The sequence below is a fragment of the Myroides marinus genome (genome assembly GCF_900109075.1).
Taxonomy (GTDB): Bacteria; Bacteroidota; Bacteroidia; order Flavobacteriales; family Flavobacteriaceae; genus Flavobacterium; species Flavobacterium marinum_A.
Genome location: NZ_FNYS01000028.1, coordinates 1 through 20,436, shown reverse-complemented (window position 1 = coordinate 20,436; position 20,436 = coordinate 1). Strand labels below are relative to the sequence as shown.

Below are 20,436 nucleotides of genomic sequence, written 5' to 3'. Positions count from 1 at the left end.
TGTTTAAGCTTAAATTTTAGCAAAGAAGTCAAACTTTTGTTCTGCTATTAACTTAGGTTCTTGATTAGGGTGCTCTTCATATACTTCTATATTTATCACCTTCACATTAGCCGGTATCTTATACTTTTCTTCTTTACTGTAATTATAACCTGCTACATTGCCACTCTCTTTACCTGATATATGTTTAACTACTACATAATACTTCAGCGTAATACTATTTCCAAATTCTTCTCCTTGTTCAAAACGTATCTTAGATACATTGCGAATATGATGCCCTCTTGAACTGATATTCCCTTGTATGCGAAATCGCAAGACTTTATCCTCTTTCGACACTAAAGAAACAGAAGGCATTAACCTCTCAGTAACTTCTTGAGAAGTGGTATAAGTATGCTGTTCACCTGTTTCAGGAACCTCCCTTGTCACCTGTTTAGGCTCAGTATATATCGTTGCTATTTGCAACGTTTGAGCCTTTGTTTGACAACCAAATAAAGTAAATATAGACGCTAAAATCATAAGGTATTTCATTTTTCTAAAGTAGTACAAGAAATCGAGAGTAAACATCCCTAATTACAGTGGTTTTATTTATTATTAGTTTTTGTGACATTCCTATTATTTGTCTGAATTAGGATTTAATGATTTAATGATTTAATGATTAATAAGACCTATGTGGCATATTATACCCTAGTAGGGACCTTGCAATTCGCCCCATAATATAAAAGTACAATGAATATCGCAAGAGTTGTAATCCTGACGAAGGAAGGATCTCACTCGTAACTCCACAACGTATATACTTATAATCGTGATATACGTTGTGGAGCATAAAGCATTACACTCCTAACTTATTTTAAATTCAATACTTTCGCTTATTAAGAGCTTTTATTAGTATCTATTTCTAAAAGAAAACAACAACAATAACATAAAACTACCAAAGAGAAGATATTTATAGTTACCTATTAGATTAATGAGAATACTTAGGTTACTTTCTTTTATAAAAACTTTTTCTTCAGATAAATCTATATTATTAACTACAGGTGGTATCTGGTTTTCTTCATAATACTTATCATTTACGTATAATATTTTATCTAACGTAATCATCCTCTTCCCTTTTTTATGATTCGTTAAATTTAGAACTTCTATATAAGTAGCATATTTCATAGTAGGATCGAAAATAAATTCAACTCCTTTCTCGTAATTATTTAAAGAAAAAATAGTATTCAATTCCTCTTTTGCATCTAATAATACCCCTTTATTTTTGATTAAATCATTTGACAGTTTATACTGTTTATACACTACTGAATCATTATAGAACGAATATCTTTCTACAATCTTACAGGCATTATCCATCACTACTGATGACAACGCATAACATCTATACTCTTTTAAAAAGCCTTTATAGTTAAAATACCATATACACATAATGGGCAATAGTATAATGCTAAACATTCCTGGGATGTAATATTTTTTCATTAGTTCTTTTATTTATAAACAAAACACTTAATCTATCTAAAGTACAATATATTATTTCAATAAAGATTGACAATCTTTAACTAAATACAAAACCTCTTTATCTTAAAAGACAAAGAGGTTTTATTACTGTATTTATTTTCAAAAGATTAGTATAATAACCAGTTCATTATCTATTTCTGTTAGTTATCCTACTGTGTTCAACTATTCGCTGTAGTTCATCTCAAATGGGTAGTAATACTAACCAATTTACCTTATTCTGTTGTAACAAATATTATCAAAATTTGTGACAAAAACTTACTCCTCTCTATACTCTTTTCCTGTATAAATATCGATATAATAATTCACAAAGCCGCCATCCTCTGTACGTTCTTCTACCATTCCATTTGAATAGATGCTATTATAAGATTTTGTTTCTATCTCTTGTTTTTTCTTATTGTCATAAAGTATGAACGAGCTATCCTCTTCTTTTTGGAAAGCATAAATCTCTCTTTCACTATCTAAAATACGGATATTATAATACTGTGGAGTAATCTCCCATTGTTGTTCTTTACTATTCCATATTCCATAAACATTTTGTTTCTCTTTAGTATTTACCCTCACCTCGTACAATTCCTTACTGCCACCATAGTACATCATCTTTCCTACCTTCCAGTCATTCTTAATAAACTGATCAGGTAAAATCATCTCTCTATTAGGCCAAACCATATATCCTATTTGATCCCTAACCTTAAAATGATCTATATCTACAGTATCCATCACATTACCATCTATGTCAATATATAGCCAAGAGTACGCCCAAATATCATGATCGTAGTTAAAGACACCCAACAAAAAGTAAGGAGAATTGGTTATAGAATAAACCAACGAAGTTTGTTTGATAAAATCTATCTGAGTGGCAGTAGCTTTCTTGATCTCTTTAGGAAATACTTTATCATATTGTGGAAAAGCATATATAGCTTTTGTATCATTATCCATCAATAATTTAGGTGCCTCAGGTATATAACGCTCCTTATTGATTTCTGTTAGATCAATAAGCTGACCTTCAATCAAAATAGACAGAGTCTCTGTACCTTGTAATCCTTTGTGAAGAGCTTTATTTTGATTTATAGCATATATATTAAAGTTACCTCTGGTTTCTTTGATAAAGCGATTGTCTTCCAATACGGTTAGAATATTACTTTCTTTTTTCTTTAGATGTTTATTCTTGATTTCGTAAAGCGTTTCATTCCAAAATACATACTCATCACCTACTTCCATCATATCTAAATAGTAACTCTCTTCTAACCAAGGAATCTCTTTTTGAAGTAATATCTGTTTAGTTTCTACCACCCCAACCTCTATACTGTGATAGGTTTGCTCTTTTTTAATTGCTCCTCCTAATATATTCCACTCCCACTTCCATAAAGGCATTTTCTTTTCATATTCTCTATGCTTTTTATAAAAAGTAGGACCATTGACAGGACTCAAACTTATCTCTCCCTCTCTAAACTTTATTACTTCTTTCCCATTGATATCTATCACGATAGACTCTTCTTCAGTATCAACCAAAGCATAGCCTGTAGACGTATATAGAGAAGCTCTCTTATACTTGCGCCCATCTATAGGCTCTAAAGTTGTTCTATCTACATAGATATACTCGTTATCCTTAGTCAAAAAAGGAATACTATTATCCACCTTCCTTACAAGTGAATTCATCAATTTATTCTCCCTTTTTTCTTGCGCACACCCTGTCATTGTAGCTATCAGAGAAAGCATACTTAATACTATATTTTTCATACTTCGTTCTCTTATACATTATATTTCAATATTAAGATGAAGTAATCGATAACACAATCCCGATTAGTGGGGATATTATTCTATGCTTTTCGTCTGAATTAGGGTTAGATGATTTAATGATTAATAGAATATGCAAACATCTAAGTCACCTCTAAATCTTTCAATCCTTTAATTCTATGAATCCTAATGCAGACAAAAAAACAATATCCCTACCTAAAATCACTCCTCCTTTCGATAGGCTTCTAATATAGACCGTGGTTCATCAGGATGTACCGTAGGTTCCTTCTTTAGAGAACTACTAGTATCATTTGACTTATGGAGAAACTTTTTTAAAAAACGAGGTAAAGTCTTTATCTTGATATAAGAAGGATTGGTTATAGGTAATTCAGAGGTTGTAGAAGTATCATTATTCTTGGCAGGTGTATTTACTACTTCTTGGTTACTTACTTTAGCAGAAGGTACTTCAGCAGGTATAGAAGAAGGCAACTTATCCTCTTGGTTTTCTTGTGTGATTATAACTTCAGATATAGGCAACTCTTCCGTTGTTAACTCAGTAATGCCGTGGTATGCACTAGTGCTGACTAAAATTCCATCTTTTGATTTCCATACACTCCAAAAGTGTATATTTCCTTCTGTCCAGGTATCAGGTAAGTCAAAGTGTACATACTTATCTTCGCGTTTACCTACTCCTCTTATATCAGTAAAAGTATCCAATTGTTCGTTATACGCTACCAAAGTTAATTCGTCAGTTCCCTTAGCTAAGATATTGGTGATATTATTATCCCACTGTACTTTGATACGTCCAGTCTTTAGTTTACTTATTTTCTTGATTATTGATGGTGGCAACGTTCCCATTGATACAATTACAGCACCTACATCTATACAAATTTCCTGATCTATAATTGCTACGCCCTCTTTTATAAGGCGAGAAATAAGCTGTTCTTTACCAGTAGCCATCTTCTTGTTAAGCAATGCAGGAGGGCAATGCTCATTGACAAATCCTTTAAGTTTACTAGCAAAAGTTGAAACAACACTTAGTTTCGTTCTACTCTTGCGCTGTTTATCTGTAGCAGGTTTATTTGACTTCCTAGGTTTACTTCTTAGAAAGTTGCGCCCTCTCCACTGAAACCCTACTACTGTTCCTACAGTACCATTTACAGCTCCTAATATTCCTTCTTTAATCTCAGCCATGATTTAAGTTTTTATTTCAAAATTACATAACACTACAATACAGTGTTTTAACTAATCAAAGAGCTTTAAAAAAAAGAAAAATCATACCCTACTTGACTTGGCATTCAAAACAGACTTCAAATGAAGTATATCAAAGAGTAGTATTCTGCTTATAATTGGATTTTTTAGGAAGTTTAAGGAGAGTTCACAACCCACATTAAAGGACAATAAAACATCTATAAAACGTAAATTCATCGACGAACGATCTATTTTGCTATCTAAATACGGCTTATTGTCGTTGAATTGTCGATGGAACTAAGTAGAATGCCCTATTTTAAAGGGATGAAAGATAGTCATAAGTAATATTTAAAATCTAGGTAAGTTAGTAACTTATTAAAAATAAACAATTTACATAAATTGTATTATAAAAAAAGTATAGCTATTTTTTTAGAGTTAAGCTTCAAAATGGGTCTTAGAAGAGTATTTTGAAAAAATTAGTGTAGAAAAAGAGTAATATCTACTTATTTATGGGAGTAAAAACTCTATAAATGGAATAAAGTATAAAAAAACCGCCTACAAACTAATAAAAGCTTGTAGGCGATTTCATTATAATTCTATTAAAAAAAGATCAAATTAATACCCTATTGTAAAACGTTCTTTGTGATGTTTTGGAGTTTCTAATTCATCTATCATTGCTTTAGCGTAGTCTTCTACAGAGATTTTACTCTCCCCTTGTTCATTGATGATCAAATCGTCTTTTCCCAATCTATAAACTCCTGTTCTTACTCCTGGTTCTAAAGTACCTGCTGGAGAGAAAAATACCCAATCAAGCTCATGCTCTTGAGTCAAAGTGTTTAAGTAGAATTCGCCTAAAGACTTTACTCCACCCATAATTTCTTGTGGAATAACACCTGAGTCTACTACTCTTACTCCTGGAGCTACAAATAATGTACCTGCACCACCAACAATCAGTAAACGCTCTACTCCTGCTCTTTTTACTCCCTCCACTATATTAGGGTAAACCTGAAGCGTTAAGTCATAAATATCAGGATTAGTCCATCCTGGGTTATAAGCGCTAATCACAGCGTCTTTTCCTTGGCTAATTTTAGCTACTTCTTCTATAGAAGAGATATCTGCTTTTACAACAGTTAATTGATTATGAGTAATTTTGATACTCTCTGGGTTACGCACTACTGCTGTAACGTTAATGCCTCTATTTAATGCTTCTTGTAGAATAGCAGATCCTACAAATCCGCTTGCTCCTATTAATACAATATTTTTCATTGTCTGTGTTTTATAATTAATAACAGGACAAAATTAGGATAGATAGCGATGCTCTAAATAATACATTACCGCCTTAAAATGGTAAATCTCCGCCTGTGTTTTATTTACTCAGCAAGGCTCTAAAATCATTAGGAGTTTGGTTGGTGTGTTTTTTAAAGTATTTATTGAAATTAGTAGGTTCTTCAAAACCTAATTCGTACCCTATCTCTTTTATAGATAACGGACTATAGGATAGCAAGCGCTTTGCTTCTAACACAACACGAGCATCGATAGACACTTTAGGAGTATTGCCAATAGTTACTTTTAGTTGTTTGGAAAGGGCTTTCTCGGATACACCTAATAACTCACAGTAGAAGTTTGTATTTCTATTTACTTTAAAATGAAGTTCTAATAGATTATAAAAATCTCTTACGATATTGCTCTGTGTAAATTCACAAGTAGTTGTTTTGAGCTGTCTCTCTGATTCTAATAATATAATGCGTAGATAATTTTGCGCAATAATAGCCTTAAAAGTATCTATCTCTTTGGTTAATTCCCCCTCTAATAAAGTTAAAAGAGGTTGTACAACACTCTGCTGTATCTCTAATACCTGATTTGTACTAATAGGGCTTAAGATCTCAGAGGTATATAAGAATTTAGCGTCTTGCTCTGTGGTAGAAAAGAAAGCCTCTGTAAATAGAATTAGCCTTCCGCTATACTCATTAACAATATCATACTCACAGACCTGTCCAATGGAGATAAAGAGTAGTTCATTAGCCTTTAACGTTAATTGTTTAAAGTCGATAAAGCAGGTGAACTCACCTTCTTCTATATAAATAACTTGATAGAACCTTGCCTTATGTGGTTTGCCTAAAATATGAGGTAGCGTTTTGATAAAGTCTAAGTTCTTCACTTCTATTTCTATAGCGGAAGCTTTAAAGTCGAAGGTGGTTATATCTAATACTTTTTGCATAGTGTAAGTAGGTAGTTCTGTAGAATAAAAGTATAAAAACTAATTGTATTTCATGACTTGTGATTAAAGGGATTGCATAAATAATTTAATTTATTACCTGAAATACTTTCTCTATATTTAGTCACTTATGAGTAAACAAAATCAGACCATGATAGTCCTAAAAGATATTGGAACCTTTCAAGATATTCCTCCTATTGTTCATGCAATTATTACAGGAGATATTGCTTCTCTAAATAACAACCTAACAACTGGTTGGGACATTGAAAAGAGTATTGTTTTAAGTAAATACATTGAACAAACTCCTTTAGACTTTGCCTTGATTATGGAAAACTTTGATTCTCTAAAATGGCTTGTTGAAAAAGGTGTAAACTTAAATGTAAAGCATAATCCGAGTTTTTTAACTGCGGTACGTTATTGCAATGAGCATATTATTCAATATGTAGTGGCTAATGGCGCCAAGACTAATGGTGTAAATAACGTGAAATCTGGAGCTTTTGAGCAGGCTCTTTATGGCAAAAAATACCAGAACTTACCTCTTATTCACCAATTGGGGCATACTGTAGAAAAGTATGGTGGATTAGCATTTAGACAGGCTGTTAATGATAGAAACTATAAGGTATTAGATTTTTTTATTGCTAACAATGTTGATATTAATTACAACAAAGCGGATATGGTCTACCCTTTTAAACCAACTCCACTATGCGTGGCAGCAAGATATGTAGATTTAAAAATGTGTAAATACCTTGTAGAACATGGCGCTGATATTACATTAGCCGAAAAAGATGGCATGCGTCCTTATAGTATCGCTTTAGAAAAAGGTGATACAGAAATGGCTGCTTATTTTAAATCTCTTGAACCCGTAGATTTTCATAATTTAAACAATAAATTGGATGAACTAAAAACATACAAACTACCTAAAGCACTTTTAAGCTTCTTACAGACAGATAACCTACACATTGATCTACCTGATTCAGATTTTGAATATGTGGAGTTCTTTTCGCTTCTTGATACGGTTCCTTTTAAAATAGGTAGGCAAAAATTACTTCGCCTATCAAAACAAACTGGTGACTACACTCATATAGATCTTGTATGGAACCCAAAGACTAAGAAAATGGCTTGTTATGATATGGAACATCAAGAGCTTATAGAGTTATGTGCTTTTGAAGAGTTTATGAATAATCCTACAGTGCAATTGGATAAATGTTTTAGATAAGGTGACTATAAAAGAAATAAAAAAGCCTAACTATTAAATAGTTAGGCTTTTTTAATTGTGGAGTCGCCGAGAATCGAACTCGGGTCCAAACAAGCAATCAGGAAGCTTTCTACACGCTTAGTTTTTTATTGGATTTTCGACCGTTGGCTTGGCAAAAAACAGCCACCAAAAGCTTAGTCTCTAAGATTTCGAAATGCTAGCGAAACAATAGACATCTCTAGGTTTACTTTACGGTTCCCCTTAACAAAGCGCCATAAACCAAGGCTCTTTAGGAGAATTCAGCTCTTCCACCTGGTGGAAACTAAAGGCAATCTTACTATAATTCAGATTAAGCAGCTAAAGCGTAGTTATTTTCGCCGTTTAAAAAGTTCGTTAGATGATATTTACGAGCAATCTAACAACGCTCGACGTGCTTACTAACTAATTCCACTCGCTGTCAATACCGATCGACCCCTTATAGTTACTAAGATTACTAATATTCTACAAAAGTAATACAAAAATATAAAATATCAAAGAAGACTTATATATCTAACTTAATAAATTCTTTACTTAGAATAGTTGTGTAACTCATAAATAATTCTATATTTGAAAAACCAACCAAAAAAACAAACAAATAAATTATGAAAATAGGTATTATTAAGGAGCGGAAGACGCCTCCTGATAGACGAGTTGTGCTTTGTCCGAAACAGGTAATAAAAGCTCTAAATAATCATAAGGAATTGAGTATTAAAATAGAACCTTCTGATATTAGAGTTTTTCCTGATCAAAGCTACCTCTCTGAAGGATTAGAACTAGCAGCTGATATGACCGACTGCGATGTTCTATTAGGCGTTAAAGAAATTCCTGTTGATAACCTTATACCAAATAAAACTTATATCTTTTTTTCGCATACAATAAAGAAACAAGAACACAATCGCAAGCTTTTAAAAGCTTGTTTAGACAAGAACATTACATTAATGGATCACGAAACATTTGTTGACGGAAAGAACACAAGGATTATTGGTTTTGGAAGATATGCTGGAATAGTTGGAGCATATAATACATTACGAGGATTTGGATTAAAATATGAGCTTTTTAACTTAGCAAAAGCAGAAACTTTACTCCACAAAGAAGATTTAATCTACAGATTAAAAAAACAATACTTCCCACCAATTAAGATAGTTGTTACAGGTACAGGAAAAGTAGCTAATGGAATTATGGAAGTATTAGATGGTATGAAAATGAAGAAAGTATCTATCGAACACTTCTTAACACAGAAATACGACAGACCAGTATATACCCAAATCGGTGTAGAGGACTACTATAAACGCATTGATGGTAATGAAGCGAGTAAACAAGACTTCTATGATCACCCAGAATTATACGAGAGTAACTTTGAGCGTTTTACTAAAGTAGCTGATATCCTGATGACTGGACACTTCTTTAAGAAAGGCGCACCAGTTATACTGTCTAAAGAGATGTTAGACTCACCTTTTAATCAAATCAAACTAGTAGGAGATGTTTCTTGTGATGTAGATCACGGACCTATTGCTTCTACACTTAAAGCATCTACTATAGCAGAACCATTCTATGGATACCACCCAGGTAAGGGAATCGAAGTAGAGTTTGATCACCCTGCTGCAATCACAGTTATGGCTATTGATAACCTACCATGTGAATTGCCAAAAGATGCTAGTGAAGGTTTCGGAGAGATCTTCGTAGAGCAAGTATTACCTGCATTTTTTAACGGAGATAAAGATAAAATACTAGAGAGATCTACTATTGCTAAAGGAGGTAAATTAACAGATAGATTTAGTTATTTACAAGACTTTGTGGATAATAAAGAATAAAATTAGAATAGGCTATTGTATTCATACAATAGCCTATTCTTTATAGCATAAAACGCATTAATATCCCTATTAAAATAACTATAACTCCCAATCCTCCTGATTCATACATCCACTCATCCCCTTTCTTAGACCAATAAAGAAGAAGCCATCCTAATAGAATCATAAAAATACCTGGTAATTCAGGTAAATAAGTGAATATGTTATCTATCATAATATCACTCCAGCTTTTTTCTTTTCCCATAACTCTTTTATTAATTTATATCCTCTATTTACCACCAATATTACCTCTACAGTAATATAAAATAGTCAATTACGGTTTTCTAGAAAAGAAGTTTTACATAGTACCTTAATCTACTACTCCACACACTTAACAATCTCATTTTGATCTCTTAGATATACCCAAAAGTAAGCGCCATCGTGTTGTAGTATTTGAGGATATTTACCAAATCCTCGAGGAAAAGTTACATCTAACAATTTATGCTGATCTAAAGAGAATAACTTCGGTTTACCTTTCCATTCATCACTTTGAAATACAGGTGTTAACATTAAATACTTCTGTGAATGGCTTAATAGTCCATTTACTCCACGTTTCTTACTATCAATAGCACGTAAATCACCGCTATCAATTAATAGGTTATTAATAATACCTTCTTTCGTTCCTCTTGCAAAAGCATAGTAATCCATTCCCCATTTATTCACTGAAGTAGTCTGTCCTCCAGAGATAAAAGTGTATAATTCAGTATCCTTTAACATAACTGTATCAACTTTAGGCGGATAACTTTGATCAGTATGATTGGGCAGATTTACCATTTCTAATGAAATATAACTTTCCCATTTTGCTTGTTTATTAGTAGTATCTACATCTAGAAAAGCAATATATCTAGTATCACTTCCTATGCCATCTCCTCTAAAACATATAGGTAAAATAGAACTATCACTAATAGGTCCTCGCCATTCTAAATGAAAACGCTGAGGAAGTACTCTACTATTATCTATAGAAATACTTTCAAACAACTCGCTTTCAAAAGAATAAAGAAGTAATTCTTCTCGGCTCTTTACTATTCCAAACTGACCATTCACAGCAAATAATACAGGTTTATTCTCTACTTGATAATACCTCTCTGTATAATCTAATTCTATAAGTTTATGTTCTTCATTAGATATATATAACAGTTGATAACGCATATCCTCTTCTCTATAAGACAAGAAGACTACAGTACCCACATTTACAGTTACTGCGGTTAAAATATTTTCTACGTTCTCAAATTTCTTAGTGAGTGCTAGTTTCATTTTATAATATTTAAGCTCTTATAGCTTAGTATAGGCTAAAGTACAAAAAAAGATTACAGAAGATTAACTGCTAAATGGAGTATAAACAGCTTATTTCACTAAATTGCCATCACATTAAATAGCATATGATATTTATAGAACCTTATCACATCAAACATTTTGAAGCATTATCTTCTTACGAATTGAATGAACAACAGGCAGTCTTTGCCTTAGTTCCTAAATATATATTAGACAATCCAACCATAATGGAAAACACACTGCGTACACAGTTTACCATCTTATATAACGAAGACCCTGTCGGATTGTTTTCTTTAGATTTGTCTGAAGATCGCTTGATCTATACAGATAATTTAGCCTCTATCCTACTCCGTGCATTCTCTATTATGCCAGAGCATCAAGGAAAAGGAATTGCTAAATCAACTATGTTAGCACTTCCTGATTTGATCCATAAATATTACCCAGAAGTAGACGAAGTAGTCTTTGGAGTAAACTATGAAAATGAGCTAGCTTATAATCTATACCTAAAGACTGGTTATGATGATTCTGGCAAAACGTATCAAGGTGTAAAAGGCCCTCAACATTGTATGATTAAGAAGCTTAAATAACCTTATTAAAAACTTTAAGTAATAGTTTTTAAACAACTTAAAAACAATAACATTCATATTTTAAAAAAGCCTACAAAAAAAAATTGTTTTGTAGGCTTTTTAGTAAGTAAACCCTACTTACTTTAGATACTTGGTTTTTTATCTTAATTAGCTAATTCTAATTTCTCTTTAGCAAGAGATAAGGCTTCTTCTTTTGTAGAAACAACAAATAGTTCATGCCCCCAATACTTAAAGAAGACTTCCTTAAAGTCTATAGCCGCTTGTCTTTTTACTTCATCTGGTTCTACTTGTATCATACCCAATACATTCATACGAAGCTCTTCTCTATTCTTTTTCATCCATAGATTCATCATCTTCATATGTTCTTTATTGCTCTTTGTATCCTTTACATCAGGAGCACTGATCTCATTTACCATTATAAACTTCTTTCCGGTCTTTAGTAAAGACTCGTAGTCATTAAAATATTTATTTTGATCATGTCCTTCGTTTACTGACTCGATGGTCACCTTTACTAATGGAAACTGGCTTGCATCTAATTTACTCATGTTTGATATTTTTTTGTAAAGGACTTCATTTATACCTTTTCAAAAAATGGACAGAATAAAGAAACAAGTGGATAATTCGAAGGCTATTGCTTTATATTTCTATAAGTACCTCACTTTCAATAGAAACATGAATAACTTCTTGATCTCTTAACAAGGTGATACTTTGTTTTTTAAACCTCCAAACATTTCTAATATCACACCACTTATCAGGAGTAACATCTTTATAATCAATACCATTTATCTTCAGTACTTGGTCCCCTATCCTAATATCAGCCTTTTCAGCTGGGCTATTTTTATATAGATAACTTACATAAACTTGCTTATCTCTTAAAGCAATACCATAACCAATTGTTTTAAAATCTGTAGATTGTTTATCCTTATTAGCTATGAAATATGCTTTTTTCCCTTTCCAATCCAATATTACTCTATAGTCTGCCAATTTACTTGCACCAAAAGCTCTGGTTCTTAATCCAAAGTCAATAAACTCATCCTTGATACATAAATCCCCTATCTTCAACTCATTTATTTTTCCAATATAAAACTTAGGAACTTTGACTTCTCCATATATACCTACAGTAGAAGTACCAAAGCCTTCAGCATACTTTATCGTAGAATCATTCTTTAAAATCTCTTTAAAGAGAGGATAATCTAATGCTATTGCACCTCCATACCCATAATCTATAACAGTATTATAAATCTTATGTTTACCTATATAAGAAGTAACACTAGGTACTCCTCCATAGCCTATATACATTCTAGTCTTTGGAGTATTTATAGGAATATCTAAGTTTTGAATATTATCCGTAAAGGTGATTTCATTAGTAGTATAATCTATTTCCCATATAGCCTTTCTAAAGATATTCGCTCCTAAAAAACCATCTATGTTCATACATCTAAAATCAACTACACTATTGTGATCTAATACCAATGCACCTACATTAATAAACCTAATATCTGCAAGAGTTAAAGTATCTAGTTTAACGTAATTCAATTTATTTGCATTGATATCTATATCTAGTACATCAGCTTTGCCTATATTCTTTAAATTTAGTTCTTTTATCATTTCAGGAGTCATTGAAGTTACTGCCCCTGTATCGAATAGCATTCTATACTCTTTTCCCTTTATCACAGGTTTTACAATTATATGTTTACCTATTGTTTCGAACTTAATTGTTGATTTAAAACTCTTGTGTTCTATTGAAGTACTATTCAATAGTCGACCAATATTCTGCCCATAAGAGCTCTGTATAGCACAAAAAACAGATACAATAAAAACAATCCAAAGTCTATTAAGTGATTTCATAATAAAAGTAAATAAGACAAGTATTAAATAATAAGTACTATTTAAACGACTTGTCTTATTATAAATTGTTCTATTTCTATAACTAAGAGTACATCTTAACTCTTAGCTGCCCATATTTCTATCTCTAAGTCTATCTCTGGTAGCCCTAATGCTGATATATAAGCGATAGTCATCGATGGATTACCACTAATAAAGAACTCTTTCCATACTTGATCAAAGTATTCCCAGTCTATCTCTTTAGTAGCCCATATATTAACTTTAATCACATCTTCTTCACTTAACCCCTGACTACTTAAAAGAGCAGTTATATTGCCAAATGTATTATCTACTTGTGCATTAAAGTCAGTAGGTATAATGCCTTCTTTATCTGTTCCTATCTGCCCAGAGAAAGTATAGATATTCGCGTTCTTAGGTACGATAGTAATATGAGAATAACTTCCTACAGGGCGTGCTAATGTTGTTGGTGTGGTTCTTACCACTTTTTGAATGTCTTGCATAATATTAGTATTAATTAATGAGCTAAACTATAAAGTAGCAAATGCACAAAATTGTACAAAACCGACGCTATTCTTTAATCTTAGGATAATTAATAAGTTGCTCTTCTACTTTATGTAAAAACTTCTTAGGACTAACTCCTGTAAACTCTTTAAATTCCCTAATCAAATGTGATTGATCAAAATAATTACTTTGATATGTCAAATCAGTTAAATTCTCAAAGGCATTGTTTCGATATAAATTTAGACTAAACTGAAAACGCATTATTCTAGAAAAGAACTTAGGACTCATACCTATATGCTCTTTAAAAATTCTCTCGAGTGAACGTTCTGAAATATTCATCTCTAACTGAACTTCTTTTAGCTCCTTTCCTTCTTTTAATAAATCAGAAGCATATACAGCCTTTTGGTTACTATATTTTATCGCAGTTACTCTTGACAATAAAAATGTAGACAATATCTCCACTTTCTCTTCTACTGTTATTGCATTGAGTAATTGTTCTAAAACAGAACTAGATACAAGATCCTCTAGAGCTATATTTTTATTTTTAAACTCGGAAGCATCTATATTAAATAAAGCTTTTAATGCTGTTGATTTAAGATATACTCCTATAATTCTATACGGACCATCTATTACCTGGTTAGTATATTTAGTAAACTGTCCATAGACATATAATGGAGACTTATGAGTAGAACTCTGTTCTGTAAGATGATTCGGAATATCTTGATAAATCAGAGTAGGTACACCATCTGGAATAATCTTAAAATTATGTACTCCAATATTATTACTCATATCCTCTATTATCCAGAAGTATTGGACATAAGGTTGAAGCTGTTTAATCGGAATGATCTCTTGATATTTCATACTAATATATAGGTCAACTCAAAGATACGTTTTTTGCAAAATCCCATAGCTTACTTATTATAAAATGACTTTTTAACAGTTATTAATGCTTTTTTATTAGAAGTATAAATACTATTCTATTTGTATTCACTGAGGTTGAGGGATCTTTTTTATAAACGAAAAAGAATCAAATTCAAACTCTATATTTAATATTTTGTGACATTATTATATAATTCACAACAATTACACAATACAAACGCTCTATAATTAAAAACAAAACACTAGTTAAACACATACTTTAAAACGAAATATTAGAGTAATTTGACAAAAAACACAATAAACAGAATCAACTATTTTTAAGATATTTTTTTACCAAATATGTATTTTTTTAATTTTTTTTGTAGTACTTTTCAATTCACCACCATACTATACAACCTTATTAAAATATGAGCAATTCTATAACACCAGAAAAATTAAAAGAAATAGCATTAAACGCGGCATTATCTAGATACAATACGATAATTAGTAAACTACAACAAACTGCAGCAAGAGGGCAAAATTCATTAATTATTGAGGATGTCCCTGAGGTAGTTCAACTCAAATTAATAGAAGAAGGTTATTCTGTAACTCCTTTTGCTAGGTATAAATATGACTTCTTACTTCGAAGAAAAAAGAAAAAGCTGTACTTAATTAAATTTTAAAAGATATAATAGTCCTTAAAATTAACACCACCACATTGGACAAAGAATCCCAAGTTCACGCTTGGGATTTTTATATTTTAGGCTTAGTCGCAATAATTGCTTTATCTTTGCTAAAAGATATAAATATATGCAAGTATCCAAAGATCCTTTACACGGAAAGAAGTTAGTAGATATCCTAAATGAATTAGTAGAATACTATGATGGGTTTGAAGGTTTAGGTAATCAGATTAGTATACGTTGTTTTACACATGATCCGAGTATTAACTCTTCTTTAAAGTTTCTTAGAAAAACTCCTTGGGCTAGAGAGAAAGTAGAGAGCTTATATCTATATGTACTTCGCCAAAAAGCAAAACAACAGAGAGCACAACAATAATAAGTTTAAGATAGATAATATATTTTAGCTATATTTATTCTGTTAAAACACAATTTTGGAAAACACACTATGGAGATACTAGATCTTCAACATAATACAGATTCCACTAAAATGACTCAACCCAATGCTCCTGATTTCATTGAGCAACATTTTTCTATAGAGTTTATAGAAAAAGCGAGGATGCAAACACTTTTGATTCTCGGTTCTTTATATACAGATTTTAGTATAGACACAGAATTAGATAACCACTATAAACCTACAGATGATTTTGTATTGGCCAATCTATGCAATGGTACTAATAATCCGCAAGTATCTGAACTTATAAGTAATTTTATACACAATAGAAACTGGAGTGAAAATGAAGTCCTTTATTTAACTATTGCTTTTATTTCAAACCCAAAATTCCAAGCTTTTATAGATAATATAAGGCTATACGATGAAGAAGAGTTTGGTGAAGAAATATTAAGAGTACTCCTATCAAAACACATCACAAAAGAACTACCTCTATACGTATTTAATTACATACACGCCTCTATCCTCAGATTCTGTAGTGAATTTGATCTATCTGATGGCTTAATCGACACAGATACCTTTGATCATATGAAGACGCACTATAGTTCACTATTGATCTAGCTTTAACACATTATAAAAAGGGATGCCTCTACAGCATCCCCTTCAACAACAAAACGTAGTCTATCTACAAATTAAACGCATATCTAAGCTTAATACCAATGTGGTAATCTTTAAGCTCTTGTGTCTTATACCTCTCTTGTTTCCAAACGCTGTGTAATACAAGAGGATTGTCTAAATTAGTCGAAAGACTAATCGGATTAGACACTCTGTTATCTTCCTTGATTAGGTTATTTAATCCTAAGTCTACAAAGGCTCCAATATATAAACTCTGTTTATTGCCAAGCTCTTGTTTTATACCTGTTTCAAATAACCAAGAGTATCTATTCTCTACTTTTATATCGCTTTTTTGACTTAGGTGATCTTTATACCCAAAGCCCATAAAGCTAGGCCCTGTTAACTCTGCATCCCACTTAGGGTAATAGCCCGAGGTATGTAGATCATTCATCACTACTTCTGCCTGGCTAGTCCCTACTTTTAATGAAAGGCCTACACCTGTCTGTACATACCACTTTACAGTTCCTTTAGTCTCATACTGAATAGTCAGCGGAATGTGGACACTATTATAAGTCAAGTATTCCTTGCTATTTCTTGTCTTATATCGAAATTCATACTCATCGCCTTCTATGTCCATAGATGACCAGCTTCCATTAGCATTTCGATTGATAAAATAAAGCTCCTTATGTTGATACCCTACTTCTGTACCTATACTCCAACTTTCATTTACATAGTAACGATACCCAAGTCCTATTCCATACCCAATAGTAGCTTGACTATCTACGGCCTTTATATTTGACTGTGTGTTATTAAAAAAGCCTGATGCCGACACGTTTACCTCTTGAGCAAAGCCTGTCGCACAACACAGTGCGACAAGCATTAATCCACTTATTTTCTTTCTTTTCATTTACTTGTGTAATTAAGGTTTAACCATAAATCTAAAGGTCTTAGTCTTACCTTCTATCTTGATAAGCATAATGTAAACCCCTTCTACCATATTAGACGGTAAGTTTACTTTAGATACCGCTCCTTGTAATGGCACTGTGAATAAGAACTGTCCTGTCAAACTATAAACTGATGCACTCATTTGATCTAAAGCAGTGCTTGGATAATCTATAGCTACTTCTAACACACCATTTTTAACCACTGGATTAGGATAAAGTTGAATATTCTTAGTATGTGTATATCGTATTGTAGATGCACAACTGTGTAATACTTCTCCTTTATCAGTAACTAACTCTACTCTATACAACGCATTTATATCTAATAAATCCTCTTTCTTATTTCCTACAGAATACACTTGTTCTGTACCGATTAGTTGATCATTCTTATACCATCTATATCCTATAAAGCGATATCCTCCATTAGTCTGTGGGTTATTATTAACTAGTAGTGTATTATCAAACTTCTGTATCACGATATCGTCAAAACCAAATGGACGCTCTATCACTATTTCATACTTCTTAGTAGTTGATCCACTCTGTGAAGTAACCACTACTTCCTGTCTATAAATACCTGCCTTAGGAGTTGATATTGAGAACTTACTACCTGTACTAACTTCTGCTCCTACACTAGTCTCTAGCTCCACATCCATCTGATCAGTGATCTCATTACATTCTTGTCTAAACACTCCTGTAGAAGATAGAGCTCCTTGGCGCTGTCCGTTTATTTTCCAGTCTGTAATTAAAGCTTCGTCATTAATGATAACTAATGCCTGACTTATACTTTTAGCTGGGGCATAATTATTATTTCCAACCTGATGTACTGTGATAACAATACGACCTTGAGAGACTACAGTCACAGTACCTGAAGGGCTTACTATTGCTGCAGCCTTACTTCCCTCATAAGAATACGTATAGCTTACTGGCAATCCTGAATTACTAGATGCTGTCAACTGTAACTGTATATTTTTATCAAACACGATAGGAGTCAACTTATTAAAAGTAATCTCTTGCTTCGCTTTACTAATAGTCAACTTCGCTTTTAACGGCAAGTCTATATAATTAGGAGCAGATACTAAAGCAGTTACGTCATACACTCCTGCCTCTGTCTGTTTATTAGCTACATAACTAACTGTAGCATCTTTTGGTAAGTTACCACTGATTAACAACTCTTTCTCATGACCATCATACACATAACTAGCATCCTCTAATTTTACCCCAGTGATTGTTGATTTACTAATAGTCAACTTCGCTTTTAATGGCAAGTCTATATAATTAGGAGCAGTTACTAAAGCAGTTACTTCATATACTCCTGTCTCTGTTTGTTTATTAGACACATAACTAATTGTAGCATCTTTTGGTAAGTTACCATTAACTACCAGCTCTTTCTCTTGACCATCATACACATAACTAGCATCCTCTAGTTTTACTCCCGTAATAGAAGCTTTAGTGATAGTCAATTCAGCTTTATTAAAAGTTAGACTGTAATTGCTGTTAACATTTAAACTTCCTTTTAGAATTTCATAGTTTCCTACACTTTCACCTGCTATACGAGTTAAACTTCCTGATAATACATCAGACTCTTTTTCTGCATCCATTAAACCAGTTACTTTATAAGTCAATGCTGGATCTACACTTCCGTATACCTTAGTCTTGGCATCTGCTGTTACAGTTAAAGGAGCTGGAGTAATTGTTAGGTTACTTCCTGTAAAAGTCATCGTATAATTACCATTCGCTATAAGAGTTACTTGATTAATAAGATAACTTCCTACATTCTCTCCTTTATCACGAGATAAGTTTCCTGATAATACAGCAGACTCTTTTTCTGCATTTACTAATCCTGTTACTTTATAAGTCAATGCTGGATCTGCACTTCCATATACTTTAGATTGAACATCTGCTGTTACAGTTAATGTAGCTGGAGTAATTGTTAGGTTACTTCCTGCAAAAGTCATCTTATAATTACCATTCGCTATAAGAGTTCCTTGATTAATAAGATAACTTCCTACATTCTCTCCTTTATCACGAGATAAGTTTCCTGATAATACAGCAGACTCTTTTTCTGCATCCACTAAACCAGTTACTTGATAAGTCAATGCAGGATCTGCACTTCCATATACCTTAGACTGAGTATCTACTTTTACGGTTAAAGCAGCTGGAGTAATTTCTAAGTTATTTGGTTTAAAATCTAATGTATAATTACTAGAAGCTTTTAAACTTCCTTGATTAATAATATAAAGTCCTACATTCTCTCCTTTATCACGAGATAAGTTTCCTGATAATACATCAGACTCTTTTTCTGCATCCACTAAACCAATTACTTGATAAGTTAATGCAGAATCTACACTTCCGTATACCTTAGACTGAGCATCTGCTGTTACAGTTAAGCTAGCTGGAGTAATTGTTAGGTTACTTGCTGCAAAAGTCATCGTATAATTACCATTCGCTATAAGAGTTCCTTGATCAATAAGATAACTTCCTACATTCTCTCCTTTATCACGAGATAAGTTTCCTGATAATACATCAGACTCTTTTTCTGCATTTACTATTCCTGTTACTTGATAAGTCAATGCTGAATCTACACTTCCATATACCTTAGATTGAGCATCTGCTGTTACAGTTAACGTAGCTGGAGTAATTGTTACCTCTATTTTAACTAATTCACTTTCACATTCAGTAGAATTAACTTGACTCACCCAATACGTCTGTTTTCCTATCTTATTGGTAATAGGTATTGGAGCTTTAGTTAACAATGTTTTATTATCTCCTTCATACCATTTTAGAGTATGATTAGCATCATTGGTAGCGACTAATGCAGTTGCACTATCTCCATATTTAAAGCTAACACTATTACTAGTCACCTTAGGTGCTTGTACTACATTAGGTTCTGTAATAGTAGCTGTTACTGTTGTAGTACAAGCATTAGCATCTGTAATAGTCACAGTATAAGTACCAGCAGCTAATCCTGTAGCGGTAGCAGCAGTTCCGCCACTCGGAGCCCATGAATAAGTATAACCACCTG

20 protein-coding genes and 1 other RNA gene are annotated in these 20,436 nt (G+C 32.5%); 6 read left to right on the top strand and 15 right to left on the bottom strand.

Annotation, left to right across the window (positions count from 1 at the left end; translation table 11 throughout):
- Positions 1–9: 9 nt before the first annotated feature.
- The 6 genes from BMX53_RS17355 to BMX53_RS17330 all read right to left on the bottom strand — a co-directional run bounded on the left by BMX53_RS17355 (position 10) and on the right by BMX53_RS17330 (position 6,649).
- Positions 10–513: a hypothetical protein gene (locus BMX53_RS17355; RefSeq protein WP_244154539.1), complete on the bottom strand. Its 504-nt coding sequence runs from the start codon at positions 511–513 to the stop codon at positions 10–12.
- Between the two features lie 366 nt (positions 514–879).
- Entirely contained in the window at positions 880–1,467 is a 588-nt protein-coding gene (locus tag BMX53_RS17350; RefSeq protein ID WP_143061449.1) for a hypothetical protein, read from the bottom strand.
- Positions 1,468–1,761: 294 nt separating this feature from the next.
- A complete protein-coding gene (locus BMX53_RS17345; protein ID WP_074748062.1) occupies positions 1,762–3,243 on the bottom strand; it encodes a hypothetical protein in 1,482 nt (493 codons plus the stop codon).
- A 219-nt stretch (positions 3,244–3,462) separates the two neighbouring features.
- Positions 3,463–4,434 (bottom strand): DUF6266 family protein, encoded by a 972-nt coding sequence (locus BMX53_RS17340; protein WP_063176103.1) that lies wholly within the window; start codon positions 4,432–4,434, stop codon positions 3,463–3,465.
- Positions 4,435–5,046: 612 nt separating this feature from the next.
- Positions 5,047–5,697, bottom strand: coding sequence for an NAD(P)-dependent oxidoreductase (locus BMX53_RS17335; protein WP_063176104.1), 651 nt, complete (start codon positions 5,695–5,697; stop codon positions 5,047–5,049).
- Between the two features lie 100 nt (positions 5,698–5,797).
- A complete protein-coding gene (locus BMX53_RS17330) occupies positions 5,798–6,649 on the bottom strand; it encodes an AraC family transcriptional regulator (protein WP_063176105.1) in 852 nt (283 codons plus the stop codon).
- Between the two features lie 127 nt (positions 6,650–6,776).
- On the opposite strand from BMX53_RS17330, the gene BMX53_RS17325 reads away from it, so the two are divergent.
- A complete protein-coding gene (locus BMX53_RS17325) occupies positions 6,777–7,862 on the top strand; it encodes an ankyrin repeat domain-containing protein (protein ID WP_208597265.1) in 1,086 nt (361 codons plus the stop codon).
- A 55-nt stretch (positions 7,863–7,917) separates the two neighbouring features.
- Here the strand turns inward: BMX53_RS17325 and ssrA are convergent.
- Positions 7,918–8,316: a transfer-messenger RNA gene (gene ssrA / locus BMX53_RS17320) on the bottom strand.
- A 166-nt stretch (positions 8,317–8,482) separates the two neighbouring features.
- Between ssrA and BMX53_RS17315 the strand changes: the two genes are divergently transcribed.
- A complete protein-coding gene (locus BMX53_RS17315) occupies positions 8,483–9,691 on the top strand; it encodes an NAD(P)-dependent oxidoreductase (RefSeq protein WP_063176106.1) in 1,209 nt (402 codons plus the stop codon).
- Positions 9,692–9,731: 40 nt separating this feature from the next.
- Here the strand turns inward: BMX53_RS17315 and BMX53_RS17310 are convergent, their stop codons facing one another.
- Positions 9,732–9,932 (bottom strand): hypothetical protein, encoded by a 201-nt coding sequence (locus BMX53_RS17310; RefSeq protein WP_063176107.1) that lies wholly within the window; start codon positions 9,930–9,932, stop codon positions 9,732–9,734.
- A gap of 113 nt (positions 9,933–10,045) precedes the next feature.
- On the bottom strand, positions 10,046–10,981 hold the full coding sequence (locus BMX53_RS17305) for a hypothetical protein (RefSeq protein ID WP_063176108.1): 936 nt from the start codon (positions 10,979–10,981) through the stop codon (positions 10,046–10,048).
- 125 nt (positions 10,982–11,106) lie between these two features.
- On the opposite strand from BMX53_RS17305, the gene BMX53_RS17300 reads away from it, so the two are divergent.
- Positions 11,107–11,586, top strand: coding sequence for a GNAT family N-acetyltransferase (locus BMX53_RS17300; RefSeq protein ID WP_063176109.1), 480 nt, complete (start codon positions 11,107–11,109; stop codon positions 11,584–11,586).
- Positions 11,587–11,729: 143 nt separating this feature from the next.
- Here BMX53_RS17300 and BMX53_RS17295 read toward each other — a convergent pair whose 3' ends face one another.
- From BMX53_RS17295 to BMX53_RS17280, 4 genes are all read right to left on the bottom strand, one after another.
- Positions 11,730–12,131 carry a hypothetical protein gene (locus BMX53_RS17295; RefSeq protein WP_063176110.1) on the bottom strand — a complete coding sequence of 134 codons (402 nt, stop codon included), beginning with the start codon at positions 12,129–12,131 and terminating at the stop codon, positions 11,730–11,732.
- Positions 12,132–12,222: 91 nt separating this feature from the next.
- On the bottom strand, positions 12,223–13,434 hold the full coding sequence (locus BMX53_RS17290; RefSeq protein ID WP_063176111.1) for an aspartyl protease family protein: 1,212 nt from the start codon (positions 13,432–13,434) through the stop codon (positions 12,223–12,225).
- 95 nt (positions 13,435–13,529) lie between these two features.
- A complete protein-coding gene (locus tag BMX53_RS17285) occupies positions 13,530–13,931 on the bottom strand; it encodes a RidA family protein (protein WP_063176112.1) in 402 nt (133 codons plus the stop codon).
- 67 nt (positions 13,932–13,998) lie between these two features.
- Entirely contained in the window at positions 13,999–14,793 is a 795-nt protein-coding gene (locus tag BMX53_RS17280) for a helix-turn-helix domain-containing protein (RefSeq protein WP_074748059.1), read from the bottom strand.
- Between the two features lie 425 nt (positions 14,794–15,218).
- Here BMX53_RS17280 and BMX53_RS17275 point away from each other — a divergent pair, with 425 nt between their 5' ends.
- From BMX53_RS17275 to BMX53_RS17265, 3 genes are all read left to right on the top strand, one after another.
- On the top strand, positions 15,219–15,473 hold the full coding sequence (locus BMX53_RS17275) for a hypothetical protein (RefSeq protein WP_038988221.1): 255 nt from the start codon (positions 15,219–15,221) through the stop codon (positions 15,471–15,473).
- A gap of 127 nt (positions 15,474–15,600) precedes the next feature.
- Entirely contained in the window at positions 15,601–15,846 is a 246-nt protein-coding gene (locus BMX53_RS17270) for a VF530 family protein (protein ID WP_038988220.1), read from the top strand.
- A gap of 69 nt (positions 15,847–15,915) precedes the next feature.
- On the top strand, positions 15,916–16,479 hold the full coding sequence (locus BMX53_RS17265; RefSeq protein WP_063176114.1) for a hypothetical protein: 564 nt from the start codon (positions 15,916–15,918) through the stop codon (positions 16,477–16,479).
- A 64-nt stretch (positions 16,480–16,543) separates the two neighbouring features.
- On the opposite strand, the gene BMX53_RS17260 is transcribed toward BMX53_RS17265, so the two are convergent.
- Together BMX53_RS17260 and BMX53_RS17255 are read right to left on the bottom strand one after the other, a co-directional pair.
- A complete protein-coding gene (locus tag BMX53_RS17260) occupies positions 16,544–17,380 on the bottom strand; it encodes an outer membrane beta-barrel protein (protein WP_242651327.1) in 837 nt (278 codons plus the stop codon).
- Positions 17,381–17,392: 12 nt separating this feature from the next.
- The coding region (locus tag BMX53_RS17255) for an MBG domain-containing protein (RefSeq protein ID WP_143061448.1) at positions 17,393–20,436 on the bottom strand (3,044 nt) is incomplete at its 5' end.